The sequence below is a fragment of the Nitrospira sp. CMX1 genome (assembly GCF_054902215.1).
This window is the reverse complement of record NZ_JBUBKD010000040.1, coordinates 77923-93690: the sequence shown is the minus strand read 5'-3', so window position 1 is coordinate 93690 and position 15768 is coordinate 77923. Positions and strand designations below refer to the sequence as shown.

Annotated in this window: 14 protein-coding genes; 4 read left to right on the top strand and 10 right to left on the bottom strand. The window is 56.0% G+C overall.

Annotated elements, in window-relative coordinates; genetic code table 11:
* Positions 1–12: 12 nt before the first annotated feature.
* The 3 genes from amaB to ACYX34_RS10125 form a co-directional block, all read right to left on the bottom strand.
* Positions 13–1542, bottom strand: a complete 1530-nt coding sequence (gene amaB / locus ACYX34_RS10135) for an L-piperidine-6-carboxylate dehydrogenase (RefSeq protein ID WP_462076440.1) — start codon at positions 1540–1542, stop codon at positions 13–15.
* Positions 1539–2627, bottom strand: a complete 1089-nt coding sequence (locus tag ACYX34_RS10130) for a saccharopine dehydrogenase family protein (protein ID WP_462076573.1) — start codon at positions 2625–2627, stop codon at positions 1539–1541. Before ACYX34_RS10130 ends, amaB begins: the two co-directional genes overlap by 4 nt.
* A gap of 74 nt (positions 2628–2701) precedes the next feature.
* Positions 2702–3022, bottom strand: coding sequence for a hypothetical protein (locus ACYX34_RS10125; RefSeq protein WP_462076439.1), 321 nt, complete (start codon positions 3020–3022; stop codon positions 2702–2704).
* 772 nt (positions 3023–3794) lie between these two features.
* Here ACYX34_RS10125 and ACYX34_RS10120 point away from each other — a divergent pair.
* Positions 3795–4154 carry a hypothetical protein gene (locus tag ACYX34_RS10120; protein ID WP_462076438.1) on the top strand — a complete coding sequence of 120 codons (360 nt, stop codon included), beginning with the start codon at positions 3795–3797 and terminating at the stop codon, positions 4152–4154.
* Between the two features lie 97 nt (positions 4155–4251).
* On the opposite strand, the gene ACYX34_RS10115 is transcribed toward ACYX34_RS10120, so the two are convergent.
* On the bottom strand, positions 4252–5232 hold the full coding sequence (locus ACYX34_RS10115) for an AraC family transcriptional regulator (RefSeq protein ID WP_462076437.1): 981 nt from the start codon (positions 5230–5232) through the stop codon (positions 4252–4254).
* A 197-nt stretch (positions 5233–5429) separates the two neighbouring features.
* On the opposite strand from ACYX34_RS10115, the gene ACYX34_RS10110 reads away from it, so the two are divergent.
* The 3 genes from ACYX34_RS10110 to ACYX34_RS10100 all read left to right on the top strand — a co-directional run bounded on the left by ACYX34_RS10110 (position 5430) and on the right by ACYX34_RS10100 (position 8188).
* The gene (locus ACYX34_RS10110; RefSeq protein ID WP_462076436.1) at positions 5430–6248 is read left to right on the top strand and encodes a class I SAM-dependent methyltransferase; all 819 of its coding nucleotides are present in this window, start codon (positions 5430–5432) and stop codon (positions 6246–6248) included.
* A 24-nt stretch (positions 6249–6272) separates the two neighbouring features.
* On the top strand, positions 6273–6458 hold the full coding sequence (locus ACYX34_RS10105; protein WP_462076435.1) for a hypothetical protein: 186 nt from the start codon (positions 6273–6275) through the stop codon (positions 6456–6458).
* An 89-nt stretch (positions 6459–6547) separates the two neighbouring features.
* Positions 6548–8188: a tetratricopeptide repeat protein gene (locus ACYX34_RS10100; RefSeq protein ID WP_462076434.1), complete on the top strand. Its 1641-nt coding sequence runs from the start codon at positions 6548–6550 to the stop codon at positions 8186–8188.
* 156 nt (positions 8189–8344) lie between these two features.
* On the opposite strand, the gene ACYX34_RS10095 is transcribed toward ACYX34_RS10100, so the two are convergent.
* The 6 genes from ACYX34_RS10095 to ACYX34_RS10070 form a co-directional block, all read right to left on the bottom strand.
* Complete coding sequence (locus ACYX34_RS10095) at positions 8345–8680, bottom strand: YajD family HNH nuclease (protein ID WP_462076433.1); 336 nt, start codon at positions 8678–8680, stop codon at positions 8345–8347.
* Between the two features lie 80 nt (positions 8681–8760).
* Positions 8761–9759, bottom strand: coding sequence for a quinone oxidoreductase family protein (locus ACYX34_RS10090; RefSeq protein ID WP_462076432.1), 999 nt, complete (start codon positions 9757–9759; stop codon positions 8761–8763).
* A 37-nt stretch (positions 9760–9796) separates the two neighbouring features.
* Positions 9797–11761 (bottom strand): acyl-CoA dehydrogenase family protein, encoded by a 1965-nt coding sequence (locus ACYX34_RS10085; RefSeq protein WP_462076431.1) that lies wholly within the window; start codon positions 11759–11761, stop codon positions 9797–9799.
* A gap of 9 nt (positions 11762–11770) precedes the next feature.
* The gene (locus ACYX34_RS10080) at positions 11771–13171 is read right to left on the bottom strand and encodes a tryptophanase (protein ID WP_462076430.1); all 1401 of its coding nucleotides are present in this window, start codon (positions 13169–13171) and stop codon (positions 11771–11773) included.
* Entirely contained in the window at positions 13168–14130 is a 963-nt protein-coding gene (locus ACYX34_RS10075) for a helix-turn-helix domain-containing protein (protein WP_462076429.1), read from the bottom strand. Before ACYX34_RS10075 ends, ACYX34_RS10080 begins: the two co-directional genes overlap by 4 nt.
* Positions 14131–14374: 244 nt before the next feature.
* Positions 14375–15616, bottom strand: a complete 1242-nt coding sequence (locus tag ACYX34_RS10070; protein ID WP_462076428.1) for a patatin-like phospholipase family protein — start codon at positions 15614–15616, stop codon at positions 14375–14377.
* Positions 15617–15768: the final 152 nt, after the last annotated feature.

Genomic DNA, 15768 nt, shown 5'->3' with positions numbered 1-15768 from the left:
GTGACACCTCGTTCACGATCCGAACTTAATGCCTTGGGCCAGCGGTAAATCCGTTCCCCAATTAACCGTGTTGGTTTGGCGGCGCATATAGGCCTTCCAGGAGTCCGATCCTGCCTCTCGGCCCCCGCCGGTCTCTTTTTCTCCGCCGAACGCACCACCGATCTCGGCTCCGGATGTGCCGATATTGATATTGGCGATCCCACAATCGCTGCCCGCAGCCGAGAGAAAACGCTCACTCCGACGCACATCGTTGGAGAACAGCGAGGAGGACAGTCCTTGCCGGACGTCATTTTGCATTGCGATGGCGTCTTCCATCGACGTGAACGTCATTACATAGAGAATGGGCGCAAAAGTTTCACGTTGTACGACCGGCCAATGGTTTTGCGCCCGCACGATCGTCGGTTCAACGAAGTAGCCGGGGCGGGTCAGCACACGCCCTCCGTGGATGATCTCTCCGCCCTCTTTCTTGATCTCATCGAGAGCAGCCCGATAGCTTTCTACCGCCACCTGGTCGATGAGCGGTCCCATGAGCACCTCTTTTTCCAGAGGATTGCCGATCGGCACTTGCGCATAGGCTTTGACGAGCCTGCCGGCTAATTCCTCATAGCATGATTCGTGCACGATCAGACGTCTTGTTGTTGTGCAGCGCTGCCCGGCGGTTCCGACGGCTCCGAACACAATCGCGCGGACTGCCATATTGAGATCGGCGGTCTCATCGACGATAACGGCATTGTTGCCGCTCAGTTCAAGGAGGGTTCGGCCTAACCGCTGTCCGACCAGCGATGCGACGCGTCGACCAACCGGTACCGAGCCGGTAAAGGAGATGAGCGGGAGGTGCTCATCCTGAACCATCTGTTCCACCAGCGCCGGTTGATCGGCGATGAAGAGCGAAAAAACACCGGAATACCCCTGTTGTTGCATCACACGATTGCAGATCTGTTGGACAGCCACGGCGCAGAGGGGAGCCTTCGGCGAGGGTTTCCAAATCACGGTATCTCCTGCGATTGCGGCTAGAAACGCATTCCAGGCCCAGACTGCCACGGGAAAATTGAATGCCGTGATCACACCCACCGAACCGAGCGGATGCCACTGCTCGCTCATGCGGTGGGCCGGTCGTTCCGACTGCATCGTGGCACCGTACAGCATGCGAGACTGGCCGACGACGAAATCAGCCATATCGATCATCTCTTGCACTTCCCCGTCACCCTCGGCTTTGATCTTTCCGACTTCCAAGGACACCAAGGTGCCCAACTGGTCCTTCTTCTCCCTGAGAGCTTGGCCGATCAGACGGACAATCTCCCCTCGCTTAGGAGCTGGCACCATGCGCCAGGCTCGAAATGCCTCAACCGATTCTTTCACGATGCGTTGGTAATCTTCTAGCGAACAGGGGTAGACACCGGCGATCTGTTCTCCGGTCGTGGGGTTAATCGAAGGGAGCAGGGTCCCGTCATTGCGACCAGACCACCAGCCATTACCGGTACTTCCACCTGAGTTGACGGCTTGGATGCCAAGGTCCCTCAATGCGGAATGACTCGTGCTCATCGAAAGCAACCTCCCAATTCATTGTCCAAGAAGTGTTTTAATAAGACGGATTCCTGAGTGATGAATCCATGGTACTGCTCAGGATGGTTCAAGACAAGGTCCATGACGCAGCAGACACTGGATGCCGTTGTGACTTGGATGGCCGACCAGAGTTTGCCCTTGATGCACTGCGGGTACACTTTCTTCACGTAGTTTTCTTCAAAGAAGCCATCTCTATTCGTGCCGGTGACCGACGCGTAGATCAAGACGACATCTTGCAGCGTCTGCGGCACGGCCCGTTCGAGCACACGCTTCAAGGTGTCCCGGTCTTCGTTGAGCTTGAGGTCTTTCATTAAGAGGTGAATTTTTTCACAATGGCCCGGGTACCGGAGCGTCTTGTAATTCATCGTGCGGACTTTGCCGGCATAACTATCGGCCAACGTACCGAGTCCGCCTGAGGTATTGAACGCTTCATAAAGGAGACCGTCGAGCTCGATGGTTTCGTAGCCTTCGAGCGGCTGGAGCGGGACTTTCTCGCCTTCTTCGATTCCATAGCAGACATTGCCGTATTCATTGATCAGTCCATCCGTCGACCAGGTCAGCGAATACTTGAGCGCATTGCTGGGATGTACCGGCAGCGCACCGACACGCATCTTGACCGTATCCAACGTGTCAAAATGGGTCATCAGTTCGTGGGCCACGATACTGATGAATCCCGGTGCCAGACCGCATTGCGGCATAAAGGCATGGGTGGCTCCTGCGCTCAACACTTTGATCTGGTTGGTGACTTCGACATCTTCCGTCAGGTCGAAGTAGTGCAGGTGATGGGTTAAGGCCAGGCCGGCAACCGTGGGGTTACAAAAATAGGGGAGGCTCGACAGAATGGCATCAAACCGATGGGTGGAAAGGTAGCTGCTGACTGCGTCCGGGTGTCGTACATCCAGGAGACAGGGTATCACTCGCTCCAGCTTGAGATTGTCGACGAGGTGGGTCGGTGCATCTAGGGTCATGTCTCCGAGATGAACTTCGTACCGACCGCACTGGTTGAGGAGACAGGCAATGAGAGAACCGATCTTGCCGGCACCAAGGACGAGCACGCGATGCATCATGAGGCATTATACCCCACGGGAACATTCTGACCACTGGCTTTGAAAAATGGAACAACGGGCAGGGTGACTCGTCAGCATTGATCGAGAACATCGATGACATACTGCAGCCGTCCGTCCGGCTCTGGTGCGGTCTGGGTGTATCGGCAGGGAGGAATATCTGCTTGGAGCCGTCGTAAGAGGGTCGCCATTTTCATTGTGTTCGGCACATCGCAGATCCAGACATGCATGCCAGATTCCAATTCATCGAAGTGACGTTGTACGCGAAAGCTCGGCTGTTCCATGAAGTAGGCGGAGAGAAAACCGTTGACGGCCGTCACCACCCATGGATGGTCGTTGATGTAGCGATAACTGAGCCGGAGTTCTGTAGTCGTGACGTATTCCTCGGACTCCATGAACGCACTCTATCAAGTCTCATATTGAGACTGCCACTGCAGAAATAGAACGACATCGAAGCACCATCCTGAGCGGAGAGATTCCGTGGCGCACTTATGGAAAGTGGAGAACATTGATGCGGGGTTATTAATGCCAAAACCGGATGGAGTCCCCTTGACCTGTTGACCATCCCGGAGTAGGGTAACGGTGTCACGTCGATGCCGCCTCATTCTGGAGGTGGTGATCATGGTCCTCCGTGGAGCAGAATTCCAACGGTCTGGACCTGCCGGGTGTGTACTCCTCACCAGACGGGCCTTCTCCTCGTTTCATGCCAGGTTCATGCAGGAACAGTCCGATGCCCTCTATCTGCCACAAGAAGGGCAGATTACGTGTGGACATCCGACGAGACTCCACGGCGGAGAGCAGTGCTGGCAACCTCACAAAGGACTCGCGTCGTCCGGCGCGAGAGGGGTGATTATATGTCATGGCCATATTGGGGAATCGTCATCGGGCTTACAATCATGGTGATCATGATGATTGTGTGCATACGCCTACTTTCTTTGGATGACACCAAGGAGCGACAGGGAGTCAAGCCACATGCCGGTGGAGCGGATGATAGCGCTCCTGAGCCGCCAACCATCAGCAGGCGAGCTGCCTGACGGTGTGGTATAGCACAATCCTTGTGAGCACGCACCTGAGGGGCGTTGTCGTTGAGACCGTGGGACTCGGAGGGGTGTGTATGCCCATCTGTACTCACTGGACAGTCTGAGCGTCAACGAAGGGGAGGGAGCTATGGGACCAACCAAGGTGATCGTAAAAGGGCAGGCTCTCTACGAAGCAGTAGGGGGCAAATTCATCAAGGACGGGTTCACAAACCGGCAGGAGTTGGAAGCCTACGTGAACCATCATTATCTCGTCCTGCCGGTCGTCGATAAACAAGGACGATCATGGCTCCTCGATGGAAAGCCGGTCTATTGCCTTCGTGGAACTCAGTACGAAACGATGAATGATGAACGAGTGCATCTGGCCCGCTGTCCCGATTGTGGAGGCATGGGAATTCGCACCGACGAATTCGCCGTCGACTCGGAATGCATTCATTGCACGGCCTGTGGGCATGAATTCGATGCCAGGCTGGAAATGATGGAGACGTAGGTCGGCGCACTGTCAGTACAAGGAAAGAAGCAACGGGTTGTAGATACAGTCCGGTCGCCTGAGCGGTATGGGGTGGCCCATCTGTCCGCGCACTTGACTAAGTTTTCTGGTGAGCGTGCCTTGTTTGGCTGCGGAATCGAGCTGGTGGAATCCCGAACTCGCGCTTGAAAGCGCGGTTGAAGGATGGCTCCGATTCATATCCCACCTCTCCCGCTACTTCGGCCACGCTCTTGGCGCTGGACGTCAAGACTTGAGCGGCGAGCTGCAACCGCCAGCGCGTGAGGTATCCTATCGGAGTGTCGGATAGATAATGTCGAAATCGATCGGCCAACACGGAGCGAGACACACCAATCTCATTCGCCAGCAAAGCGATTGTCCAGGGGTGTCCTGGTCGCTTGTGCAAGAGTGCCAACGCCTTTCCTACGTCTGGATCTCGCACGCCGGCAAGCCAGCCTGTCTGTGTCTGCGGCAGTTGGGCGATGTAGCGCCGTAATGTTTCCACGAACAACACTTCAGACAATTTTGCAATGACCGCGGCTCCGCCTGGTCCGGAGGCCTCCACGTGATCGACTGAATATCTGAAGGTATCTTCAAGCCACTGTCCAGATGGGCTGTCACGAATATGGACCTTGATAATCGGCGGAAGTCCGGCCAAGAAGACATGGTTGAGTTGCAGGTCACAGGTCAGGTACCCGCAGACGAGTTTCGTCGTCTCTCCTCCACCGCCCAATTGGGAGAAGATACGGCCTTCGGCGAAGATCTGTTGCAGGTGGAGCGCGTTGTCGATTGGAGTGACAGGGAGACCGTTGCCCATGAGGTGTGTATTCCCATGCGGAAGGATGACGATATCGCCGGCTACCAAGGGCACAGCACGGGCGCCTTCTTCGTCCCGATAATAGCATTGTCCTTCGGTGACGAGGTGGAAGATGAACACGTGTTTAGGCTTGGATGGCAAATAGGAGGCCATCGTACGTGAGTCAGGTTCACGCGTACACCACGGAGCCGAAAATTCCCCGTTAAAGAAAACTGCGCCGTCGAGTTTCACGGCCTTCAGCACTTCTGAGAGCACATCCATCATCTGAGGACCGTTCGTTACGAGGTCTTGCGGCTAAACCAGCTGGACGCTTGGATAAACGACCTGCAGCTTAGCATTCTCCTGATAAGAGAACTAGACGTTCTGCAAAGACGTCCGAAGGCCTCTCTCGTATAGTGACGAGCAGAAACAGCGCAGTGCTATAGAGAGCGTCGTGAATACATAACAAGAGGGAGGACATCATGACGAGCGCAACGATTGCAGAAATAGACGGTGTAAAAGCTCGGCTCAAATTGATCTGGACGGCGGGAGACTATGATCGCTTCTCGCGATTCATGGAAGGCGGTGCACGCGAGTTCTATGAACGTCTGAATATAGCGCCGGGATGCCGGTTGCTGGACGTCGCCTGTGGGTCAGGTCAATTGGCACTGATGGCGGCGAAGGATGGCATTGAGGTGACGGGCGTGGATATCGCAGGTAACTTAGTGGGGCGAGCACGGAGTCGTGCGCAGGCGGAGGGGCTGAGAGCTTGTTTCGAGGAGGCTGATGCCGAGGCGCTTCCGTTTGACGACGCGAGTTTCGACGTGGTGGCCAGCCTGATCGGTGCGATGTTTGCCCCGCGACCTCAGGTAGTTGCCCAAGAATTGCTTCGTGTCTGCGTACCGGGCGGCACCATTGCGATGGCCAATTGGACCCCGCAGGGATTCATTGGGCAAATGTTCAAGACGGTTGCGAAGTTCATTGCACCGTCCGGTATGCCGTCGCCAGTTCTGTGGGGTGACGAGCAGACAGTTCGCGAACGGCTTGGGCACGGACTCTCGGAACTCGGCCTGACGAAACGGCAGTATCTCTTTAGCTATCCTTTTTCACCATCCGAAGTCGTGGAAGTGTTTCGTCTGTATTATGGGCCGACCAATCGGGCATTCGCGTTGCTTGACGCCGAGGGGCAAGCCCAATTGCGGCACGAGCTGGAAGCACTCTGGGCGGCGAACAATCGAGGTGGGACGGACTGTACGACCGTCTTTGCCGAATATCTAGAAGTCATTGGAGTCAGAAATTAACGCAAGTATCGGAGGAGGCACGATATGACACAGCTGAATCATAACAGCCAGCAGCAAACAGGTCTGTACGAGATGAGCAATGTGAATAGGATAAAATTGCTGACTACGCACGCGCCGGAAGCGATGCAGGCATTTGTAGCCTTTGATAAAGCGGCGTTGCAAGCCGGCGGCGCGATCACACAGAGCACCCATGCGCTCAAAAGAATCTAGGGGACGAGGGTGTCGGACAGATCCACCATATCTTCTGTCCAAACGATCATAAATCTATTCAGGGTTCGAGATTTATAAGGAGGCCCATCATGAAATTCCCTCGCATCATCGGATTTACTGCGGCTGTTCTGCTCGCCTGTGCCGCGTACAGTTCGGCTACAGAATCGACGGTTGCGCCGCCGCCGAATCTTTCTGTCACGGTCCCCCTCTATACGGACCTCGGCTCTCACCACAAACGCATCTCTACTCGAGTTCCTGCCGCACAGCAGTACTTCGACCAGGGGCTGCGACTTGTCTACGGATTCAATCATGCGGAAGCGATTCGCTCGTTCACGCGCGCTGCGGAACTCGATCCCACGTGCGCCATGTGCTACTGGGGAATCGCACTGGCCCATGGACCGCACGTCAACGCGCCTATGGATTCGGCGAGCGGCGTCGCAGCGTATGCGGCGGTGCAGAAGGCGTTGTCGCTCAAGTCCCACGCCACGGCACCTGAGCGTGTCTATATCGAGGCGCTCGCACAGCGTTACGAGGAAGACCCACCGACCGATAGAGCCCGGCTCGACATCTCGTATTCGCGCGCGATGGGAAAAGTCGTCAAGACCTATCCCAAGGACCTCGATGCCGCAACGCTGTATGCCGAATCGCTGATGGACCTTCGCCCCTGGAATTACTGGCGGTCTGACAGGACTCCATACCCTGGCACACAGGAGATCGTCCACCAGCTCAGGAGCGTTCTCACGCGCAACCCCAATCATCCCGGCGCATGTCATTACTACATCCATGCGGTCGAAGCGGTGAATCCAAAGGCTGCGGTGTCATGCGCCGAACGGCTTGCTCAACTCATGCCGGGAGAAGGGCACATGGTTCACATGCCCGCGCATATCTACATCCGCGTCGGACGGTGGAACGACGCCATACAGGCCAACCATCACGCGATCCACTCCGACGAGGTGTTCATCGAGGGACAGCACCCAATGGGCGTCTATCCGCTCGCATACTACCCGCACAACATCCACTTCCTTGCCTTTGCCTCCACGATGGCGGGCCGCAGTGCGCAGGCAATCGAGGCTGCCAATACACTGACCTCCAAGGTGAACCTCGACGCTGCACGCCAGGTCGGACTTCTTCAAGAAATGCTGCCGTACCATGTGCTGACGCTCACGACGTTCGGCAAATGGGATGAGATCCTGGCCGCACCGCTTCCACCTGAAGACATCCGCTTCTCCTCCGCCATGGCGCACTACGCGCGCGGCGTGGCGCATGCCGCCAAAGCAGAGTGGGCAGAGGCACAAGAAGCACTCGACCGGGTAACGGCGGGTGATGCCGCGACGCCCGAAGGGGCGGAAGGCAAGACGGCGCTCTCGATCGCTGTGCACGCCCTATCCGGTGAGATTGCGACTCGCCGTGGCGATCTCGACATGGGCATCACTCACTTCAAGGAAGCAGCCAAGATTGAAGATGCAGGACTCTACTTCGAGCCGCCCAAGTGGTATTACCCAATCCGACACTCGCTCGGCGCCGTGCTGCTGAAGGCCGGGCAGTATGCAGAGGCGGAAAAGGTCTATCGCGAGGATCTCCGTCGCTTCCCAGAGAATGGCTGGTCCCTCTTTGGGCTTGCGCAGGCTCTCCGTGCTCAGGGTAAAGAGAGTGATGCGGTTGCCGAGGAAGCGCGCTTCCGTCGTGCCTGGGTAGACACAGACGTGACGCTGACGGCATCGAGGTTTTAGCGGAAAGAGACCGAATGAAAAGAGAGGGTGGAAGTCTGAGGTCGGATCGGTCTCCGGCTTCCGCCCCTCTTGTTACATTCGCGGGCGGCGAAAATAGACAGGACCCTAGCTCCCAGGGAGTGGGGAGCTTAGAAAGCCGATTCAAGACGGGCTCGATCAGTCTGCAGTGTGACGGTTGCGCAGGTTGGCGAGCTGAGCGAAAGGTGTGAAGGGGCGTTCTGGTTCACGGTTCGACGAAGAGTCGTTCGACTCGCTACCTATGTGCTCACGCTGATGCTCGTTGTCATGACAGTAGAGGCAGAGCAACTCCCAGTTGCTGCCGTCTGGGGGATTGTTCTGATGGTTGTGGTCCTTGTGATGGACCGTGAGCTGGTTCAGCTTCTTGCCGTCAAATTCTCGTCCGCAGTGCGCACAGATCCAGGGGAGTAATTTCAAGGCGCGTGCTCGGTAGGGGGGCTCGTAGTGGCTCCGTACCATGCGACTCCCTATCATAGATGGCGGTTGGTTACAGAGGCATTGTATACCATAAAAAACACCGCAATCATCAAAAACAGCGCGAATTCAGACTGATCTTAGCCTGGTACACATACTAATACTTTTCCCATCGGGCCCTGTGCCAACCGAGCGAATCCTTTTTTGACGTCTTCGAACGGGATGATGCTGTCTACCTGTGGGCGTTGTCCAATGGTCTCCAGCCATTCGACAATCTCTTTCCACGCGACTTGGGCTGCCTCGGCCGTATAGTCCCCGACTGAGACCCCACCCATGCGAATGCGGCGGAACAACAAGGTCGCCGTATTGAACTCAGGGACCGTGCCTCCGCTCCTGCCGACGATGCTGATCCGTCCGCCATAGCCCAGGATGGCGATGATGTGAGGTAAGAGTTTGCCGCCAACGCAGTCGATAGCCAGATGCACCTTCTTTGGACTCATTGCGGCAGAGACAGACTGCGATAGATTCCTATCCTCCGGATCAAACACGAAATCGGCTCCGAGCCTTTTCAGCTTGGCCCTCTTCTCCGCATCGCGTGACAAGGCCATCACGATCAGGTTTATTGCTTTTCCAAGCAGCACTGAGGCAACGCCGACTCCGCCCGACGCACCGGAAACAAGAAGGACTGATCGTTCCGGTGGAGGGGCAGGGGGGGCGCTCCACTGCGTTAAGGCTTGCCAGGCGGTTAAGAAAACCAGTGGAGCGCCGGCCATTTCTTCGAGGGACCAACCGGCAGGGATTCGGACGAGGCTTTCTGTAGGCACGACGACTTTCTCGGCCAACGTTCCTGGAGTTTCTACACCCGCCTCGCAACGCAGAATCGCGACCATTTCACCCACGCGGAAGTTTTTCACGGACGATCCCAGTATCTCGATCTCTCCTACGCCGTCACGCCCAAGGATGTGAGGCAGGGCAGGCTTGGCCGGATAGAGACCTTGTGCCAGAAACGCATCGGCAGGGTTGAGTGCGGCATACCGTACTTTCAGCAGTATTTCTGCCGGGCCAGGCTTGGGATCAGGCACCTGGCCAAGCCGCAACTGTTCTACTCCCTTGTAAGAGTCCATCAACCAGGCGCGCATGGGGTTCTTTCTGTTTAAGGGAGGCCTTGAGTAGTCTTCAGTGCCGTTCCTGAATACCTTGGACAACCTTACGCATGTTCTCTTCTTCGGTTTTGGGAGGATTCCTTTTCTGTGAGTAGTCTTGAAGATTGCGCCGAATGATTCCGCCGGTGAGGGAAGGGTATACGCCGCCGAGCGCTTTCGCACCAACGACCGTCATGGCCCTATCCTGATTACAAATCAGTTCTCGGATGTTCTGTTCAACACGTTGTTTGGTTTCTCGAAAGCTTTCTTCAGCGAGGTCCCACACCTCCGGATGCCCCGCTGTTCGCTCCTGTGCTTCGGCATAGAGCGCTGCCACGGCGATCATCAGAAGATCTTCGCCGATCATCTCGATCCGGTTTTGCCGGCCTTGATCATCTCGAAGGGCCTGCCGATGGAACAGCATGGCATAGAAAATCGTTCTGGCCAGTCGGCGACTTGTTCGTTCCACGAAGAGTAGTGTGGAGCGAACCTTCGAGTGTTGAAACTCTGAGCGAGACGGCAAGCGACTGCTTGCCCATTGGCTTCTGTACCAAGGAATGTAGAACTTCAAGAGTTGCCGCAACTTGGTGAGTCGGCGAACCCCCGTCACGTTCTCGTCGAAGAGATGCTCGGCCCGCTCGAGATGCATGTTGAGGCCTTCGCGCGCGACGAAGGGTCGTAAAATATCGGTGGCCCCTTCTCCGATTCGGTACATTTCCGCGTCGCGGACCAGCTGTTCGATGCCGAACGCAGGCTCTCCACGAATCCACTTCGAATGGGCTGTTTCGTACCCCATCCCTCCAAAGATGATCTGAGCGTCTTTCAAGAACCGGATGGTGTTTTCAGAGCAGAAAAGCTTGGCAATGGCGGCCTCAATTCGGACATCGTAACTGTGCTGATCCGCCATTCGCCAGACAGTGGTCGCAAGCGCCTCCATGGCGAAAAGGTTCGAAGCCATGCGGCCCAATCTCATGCGTTGCGTCTGTCGGGTGCCGAGAGGCTTCTGAAAGGTGAGTCGCTGATTGGCTCGATCAATCGTCGGTTGCCACGCTTGTTTGGCCATGCCCAAGCAAATGGCAGGGATGCTGACGGCCCGGCCCACGTTGAGGATGGTCAACGCGTACTTGAGCCCCCGACCTACTTCACCGATGACATTCTCCTTCGGGATGTGAACGTCCGTGAAAGTCATGTGGGCGTTCTCAAGGCCCCGGCATCCTTCAAATTGACAGTGCTGTCGAATACGAACACCGGATGTCTGCATATCGAGGATGAAGGCGGTGTGGATGTGGTCGTCTGCCCCCTTGCCGTTCGGAACCGGCATCCACATCGTCTGGCCATTGGTGTGGCTCCGTCGCGCGGGAACCCGCGCGATCAATGTGAGGTAACGGGCGATGGGCCCATTGGTGCACCACAGTTTCTCACCGTTCACGACAAACATCGTCTCAGAAGAATCCAAGATAGCCGTGGTCGCAATGTTTGCGGCGTCAGAGCCGGTAATCGGCTCCGTAAGTGCGAACGCCGAAACAGCTTCCCGTGCCACAAGAGGGAGGTACTTGCGCCGCTGTTCTTCATTGCCGAACAGGAGGATGGGGATGGCGATGCCGATCGATTGTGGCACAGCGACAGTCAGGGCCAGGGCGTTATTCCAGCTCGCCATGAGAATGAGTGCACGACCGTAGTTCATGTACGAAAATCCGAGCCCTCCATACTGCTTGGGGATTTTCATGCCGAAAGCCCCGAGCGTAAAGAGCCCTTTCAGGACAGACTCAGGAATCTTCGCCGTCCGTTCGATTTCATCGGGATCGACTCGTGTCGTGAGGAAGGTCTCCAGGCGTGGACGAAATTCTTCCCAAGCCGCTTTCTCTTCCGGTGGTTCTTCCGGCACGAGCAGCAGTGAGAAGTCAGGCTTTCCGGCAAACAGCCCTGCCATGAAACTATGGCCGGTCACTCGCTCTCGGGCTTCCTCAATCCGCTCGAGCCCTTTGAACAGATTGGCCATGGTGCACCTTCAAACGGCTTGCAGTGGTGACGAATCCTGGAGTTCGGCAAATTGCGCCGTGAAGTGTCGCAGTATCGGCGCCTCATAAGTCAAGACGAGGCCGTGAATGAGTTCGCGTCTCTGGTAGAGTTCGATGATTGATTCTGCGACATACGTGATCTGCATATTGGTGTAGACACGTCGAGGAATCGCGAGCCTGACCATTTCAAGCTTAGGATGAGTGGTCCGGCCTGTCACAGGATCCTTTTTCCCGAACATAAGCGTGCCGATTTCGACTCCACGGATGCCGTAATTCCGATACAGTGCGACAGCCAGTGCTTGGCCGGGAAATTCGGACTGTGGGATATGGGAGAGGAACTCTTTCGCATTGAGATAGACCGCGTGGCCGCCGATCGGTTCGAGGATCGGTACTCCACCTCCCTTCAAGAGTTCACCCAGATAGCGAACCTGTTCGATACGGAACCGCAGGTAGTCCTCGTCGAGAACCTCTTCAAGTCCTCTCGCCATGGCTTCCAGGTCGCGTCCCGCCAGCCCTCCATAGGTGGGAAATCCTTCCACAAGAATCAGCATGTTCGTGATGTCTTGCGCCCAGCGGTCATCGTTGAGACTCAAGAACCCACCGATGTTCACGAGCCCGTCCTTCTTGGCAGACATGGTGCAGCCGTCGCCGTGGCTGAACAGTTCCCGCGCGATCGTCAGCATCGGTGTGTTGGCATAGCCGGGCTCCCGCTCCTTGATGAAAAAGCAGTTTTCCGCGAATCGGCAGGCGTCGAAGAACAGCGGAATACCATAGCGATTGAGCAACGCTCGGGTTTGTCGGATATTGTCCATCGACACCGGTTGCCCTCCGCCGCTGTTGTTGGTGATGGTGATCATCACGAGCGGAATGTTGTCGCGACCCACACGATGAATCGTTTCCTCCAGCCGATTGAGGTCCATATTCCCCTTGAAGGGCAACTCGCAATGTGGGTCATAGGCTTCTTTGATCACGAGATCGAGCGCCTCGGCGCGCTGATGCTCGACGTGAGCCCTCGTCGTGTCGAAATGGATGTTGTTGGGGATGCACATACCGGGTTTGACGATCGTCGAGAAAAGGAGATTTTCAGCCATTCGTCCTTGGTGCGTCGGGATGACATGGCTGTAGCCAAAGATCGACCGGACGGTTTCTTCTAGGTGGTAGTAGTTCCTGCTGCCGGCGTAAGACTCATCGCCCAACATCAGTCCCGCCCACTGCCGGTCGCTCATGGCGGACGTGCCGCTATCAGTGAGCAGATCAACATACACGCTCTCGGCGGGGACCTGAAAAAGATTGTATCCGGCCTCACGTAACACTCGATCTCGCTCCTCGCGCGTCGTGCGGCGTATCGGTTCCACGACCTTGATCTTGAATGGTTCGGATGGGAATTTCATGTGACGGATCTCGTAAAGCGCCTCAGCTCTGTCTTGAAAGCCTGAGGACTTGAATAGTCGAACACGTACCGAGTCATATCAAAAAGTGGTGCAGGGTCTAGATCGCGGAGAAGCTCCGGCTTCCATGTGATCTGCAATTGATTGATCATGGTGATGGGCGTGGGCGTTCCGACGACGCCAAGCTGTACCTGACCATAGGATTGGGAGAATATGAGAATTTCTTGGTCAAACATGGCGGCGTTAAGGTCTCTCGCCGCGCCTCGGCGCTTGTAGTCTTCTTCAAAACGGTGAAACGCGGGAGCACGCTCCAGCTCTTCGCGAAACGAATAGAAGATCTTGATCCCGACTCGCTGTTGGTCATCCATGACCTGAATGGCATCGGCCACGACCGATTCCTGTCCCATTTGTTCTCGCGTCAACACCAATAGACGGCGAATGGTTACGCCGCGCTTGGCGGCTTCCTGGTTGGCCAATAGATAGCTGGGGTATAACGCTTCTCCTTTTCTCCAGATGTTCCAGCGTTCCATCAGGGCATCGATCGAATGTTCAGCCGTTTGGACGAGCCGAACCGCTTCGGCATTGGCCTCGGCTCCTTGGTAAGTCAGGGTCTGCGTCTCCAGTTCGCGCAGTTCTTCTCCGATAGCCGCCACTTTACGTGGAATGTATTTGGGGCTCTTTGGGACATGGAGCATCACATCGACAGCTGTGAGCGCCAAGGTCCAGTACTCTTTGGCTTGTTTCGGGGCTTTGTCTTTTTGAGCGATCAGGAGAAGTTCGACCGGGTTTTTGTTCAGAAGTTTCGCAATCTTGATACACAACTCCGGCTTTGGAATTTTGAGTCCGCGGCGCATCAGATTGGCTTCCGGCTGAGCGATTCCGAGCTTCTCTGCCAAGGCATAATCGCTGCTCAATCCATACTTCCCCTTGACCAATTCGAAGTATTCCGCCATGTCCGTCATACTGGCCTCGCCATAGTTGATCCGTACCTCCTTCTTATTTCTTTTATTCAGTGCGTCGGATGAAACCCTGCCAATTGTTCTGTCTATTATGGACACCTGATGGTCATCATCCTGCTATGCCCGGCCTGCCAGCCAGGATTTTTCTCGAACAGGCCAGCCAGAAAACCCGAATGGGGAATCCGATCCCGCGAGGCTTCGGCTACCGCGAGCGATCCCAGGAAGACGGGTTTCTTCCTTGCCACCGTCATCGTGAGCTCCACCATTTCGCTTGATACCAAGCCGCGCCAGCCTGTCCAATTCCCAGAGGAATACCCTTCTTGATCGGTGGCTTTGATTGAGCGGAAGTGGCAATGATCTGATCAAGTTGCGCCAGACGTGATGTGACGCGCTCCTCAAAATCGGCCTGGGCAATCGCGATTCCGTGGCGCGCAAACTGCGCCCGCAGGTCATGGTACCGGTCGCGCGTCAGCGTCACAACCGACAGATATCCGGCTTGCAGAAGGTGTACGCGGTCTTGATAGCTCAGAAAACTCCGCTCAAACAGGAGCGCATCGTGGGGACCTGGTGTGATCATGAGCAATTCCTTGTCGGGATAATTCTGCTGAAACATGGTCAGCGCTTGCGAAAAACGTGCATCGAAGTTGATGCGCCCCGCCTGCTCACCGATCGTCAAGAACCCTTTGTCCCGGAGGCGGCAAATGCGTGGGGCGCAAGCCGATTCACCCCACGACGCACAGAGCATGGGAATCAGAGCCATCGGATTGATCATGACCATGAGATCCACCTGTTTGGCGACAGCGAGGTCGAAGAATGCGGGTCGCCCGATACCTGCGTCGATGTAGTCTCGGCCTTCAATACGCACGGGACAGAAATAGATCGGGGCGGCAGAAGAAGCAGTGACGGCCTGGGCGATAGAAATATCCCGCCGGCCTTCTTCGCCGAAGATGACGCTTTCTCCGGATTCCAGATCGATGGCCGGAATATAGAGGTCTTTGTGAAGATCGGCAAACCGAAGTCCCAGCCCCTTGGCGGTGAACGTTTTCTCCAGGTACTTGGCGAAGGGCTCCAGTCGGTAGATGCCGCTGGGGAGTGCATCCTGAGCCTTGTCCAGCAGGTCGATCACCGTTATCTCGTGATAATTTTTGATATACAGTTTCAACAACGGGATCAGTTGCTTGGTCGCTCGCCAAACTGTCTTTACGCCTTCGCCGATCGCGGGTCTGAAGATATCCCGGTGCTCGAAGTAGTAGGGACGTTTCCCGAGCAAATTTGTGTCGAGGATTTCTTCCGGTTTCACCCCCTGCGCGAGCAGAGCAGCGACGGCTGATCCGGCGCTCACACCGACATACATGTCGAAATCGTTGCAGGTGAACGACTTGCCGAGGAGGTCATCTAAGGCGGTCAAGGCGCCGATTTCGAAGAGGTATCCAGTGAACCCTCCCCCTGCCAGGGCCAAAGCTAATTTTGTCGAACGCTGAGCCGGCATGACGTTTCCTTGTTGTCTCCTTACGGACTAACGGTCCGAGAACCGCAGAGCGCAACCTAAGCAGGTGCCGTTGATCGCCGCAACGACCGGTTTGTCAAACGTCTCAATTTTGTTCAAGATCATCCTCCCGTGACGGGCCATCGCTTCGCCCT

Excerpts from the sequence above, each read along its gene's own strand:
- ACYX34_RS10075 (WP_462076429.1), bottom strand. The coding sequence starts at position 14,130 with ATGACGGACATGGCGGAATACTTCGAATTGGTCAAGGGGAAGTATGGA.
- ACYX34_RS10105 (WP_462076435.1), top strand. The coding sequence starts at position 6,273 with ATGACACAGCTGAATCATAACAGCCAGCAGCAAACAGGTCTGTACGAG.
- ACYX34_RS10070 (WP_462076428.1), bottom strand. The coding sequence starts at position 15,616 with ATGCCGGCTCAGCGTTCGACAAAATTAGCTTTGGCCCTGGCAGGGGGA.
- ACYX34_RS10110 (WP_462076436.1), top strand. The coding sequence starts at position 5,430 with ATGACGAGCGCAACGATTGCAGAAATAGACGGTGTAAAAGCTCGGCTC.
- amaB (WP_462076440.1), bottom strand. The coding sequence starts at position 1,542 with ATGAGCACGAGTCATTCCGCATTGAGGGACCTTGGCATCCAAGCCGTC.
- ACYX34_RS10080 (WP_462076430.1), bottom strand. The coding sequence starts at position 13,171 with ATGAAATTCCCATCCGAACCATTCAAGATCAAGGTCGTGGAACCGATA.
- ACYX34_RS10125 (WP_462076439.1), bottom strand. The coding sequence starts at position 3,022 with ATGGAGTCCGAGGAATACGTCACGACTACAGAACTCCGGCTCAGTTAT.
- ACYX34_RS10130 (WP_462076573.1), bottom strand. The coding sequence starts at position 2,627 with ATGCATCGCGTGCTCGTCCTTGGTGCCGGCAAGATCGGTTCTCTCATT.
- ACYX34_RS10090 (WP_462076432.1), bottom strand. The coding sequence starts at position 9,759 with ATGCGCGCCTGGTTGATGGACTCTTACAAGGGAGTAGAACAGTTGCGG.
- ACYX34_RS10095 (WP_462076433.1), bottom strand. The coding sequence starts at position 8,680 with ATGATAGGGAGTCGCATGGTACGGAGCCACTACGAGCCCCCCTACCGA.
- ACYX34_RS10085 (WP_462076431.1), bottom strand. The coding sequence starts at position 11,761 with ATGGCCAATCTGTTCAAAGGGCTCGAGCGGATTGAGGAAGCCCGAGAG.
- ACYX34_RS10115 (WP_462076437.1), bottom strand. The coding sequence starts at position 5,232 with ATGATGGATGTGCTCTCAGAAGTGCTGAAGGCCGTGAAACTCGACGGC.
- ACYX34_RS10100 (WP_462076434.1), top strand. The coding sequence starts at position 6,548 with ATGAAATTCCCTCGCATCATCGGATTTACTGCGGCTGTTCTGCTCGCC.
- ACYX34_RS10120 (WP_462076438.1), top strand. The coding sequence starts at position 3,795 with ATGGGACCAACCAAGGTGATCGTAAAAGGGCAGGCTCTCTACGAAGCA.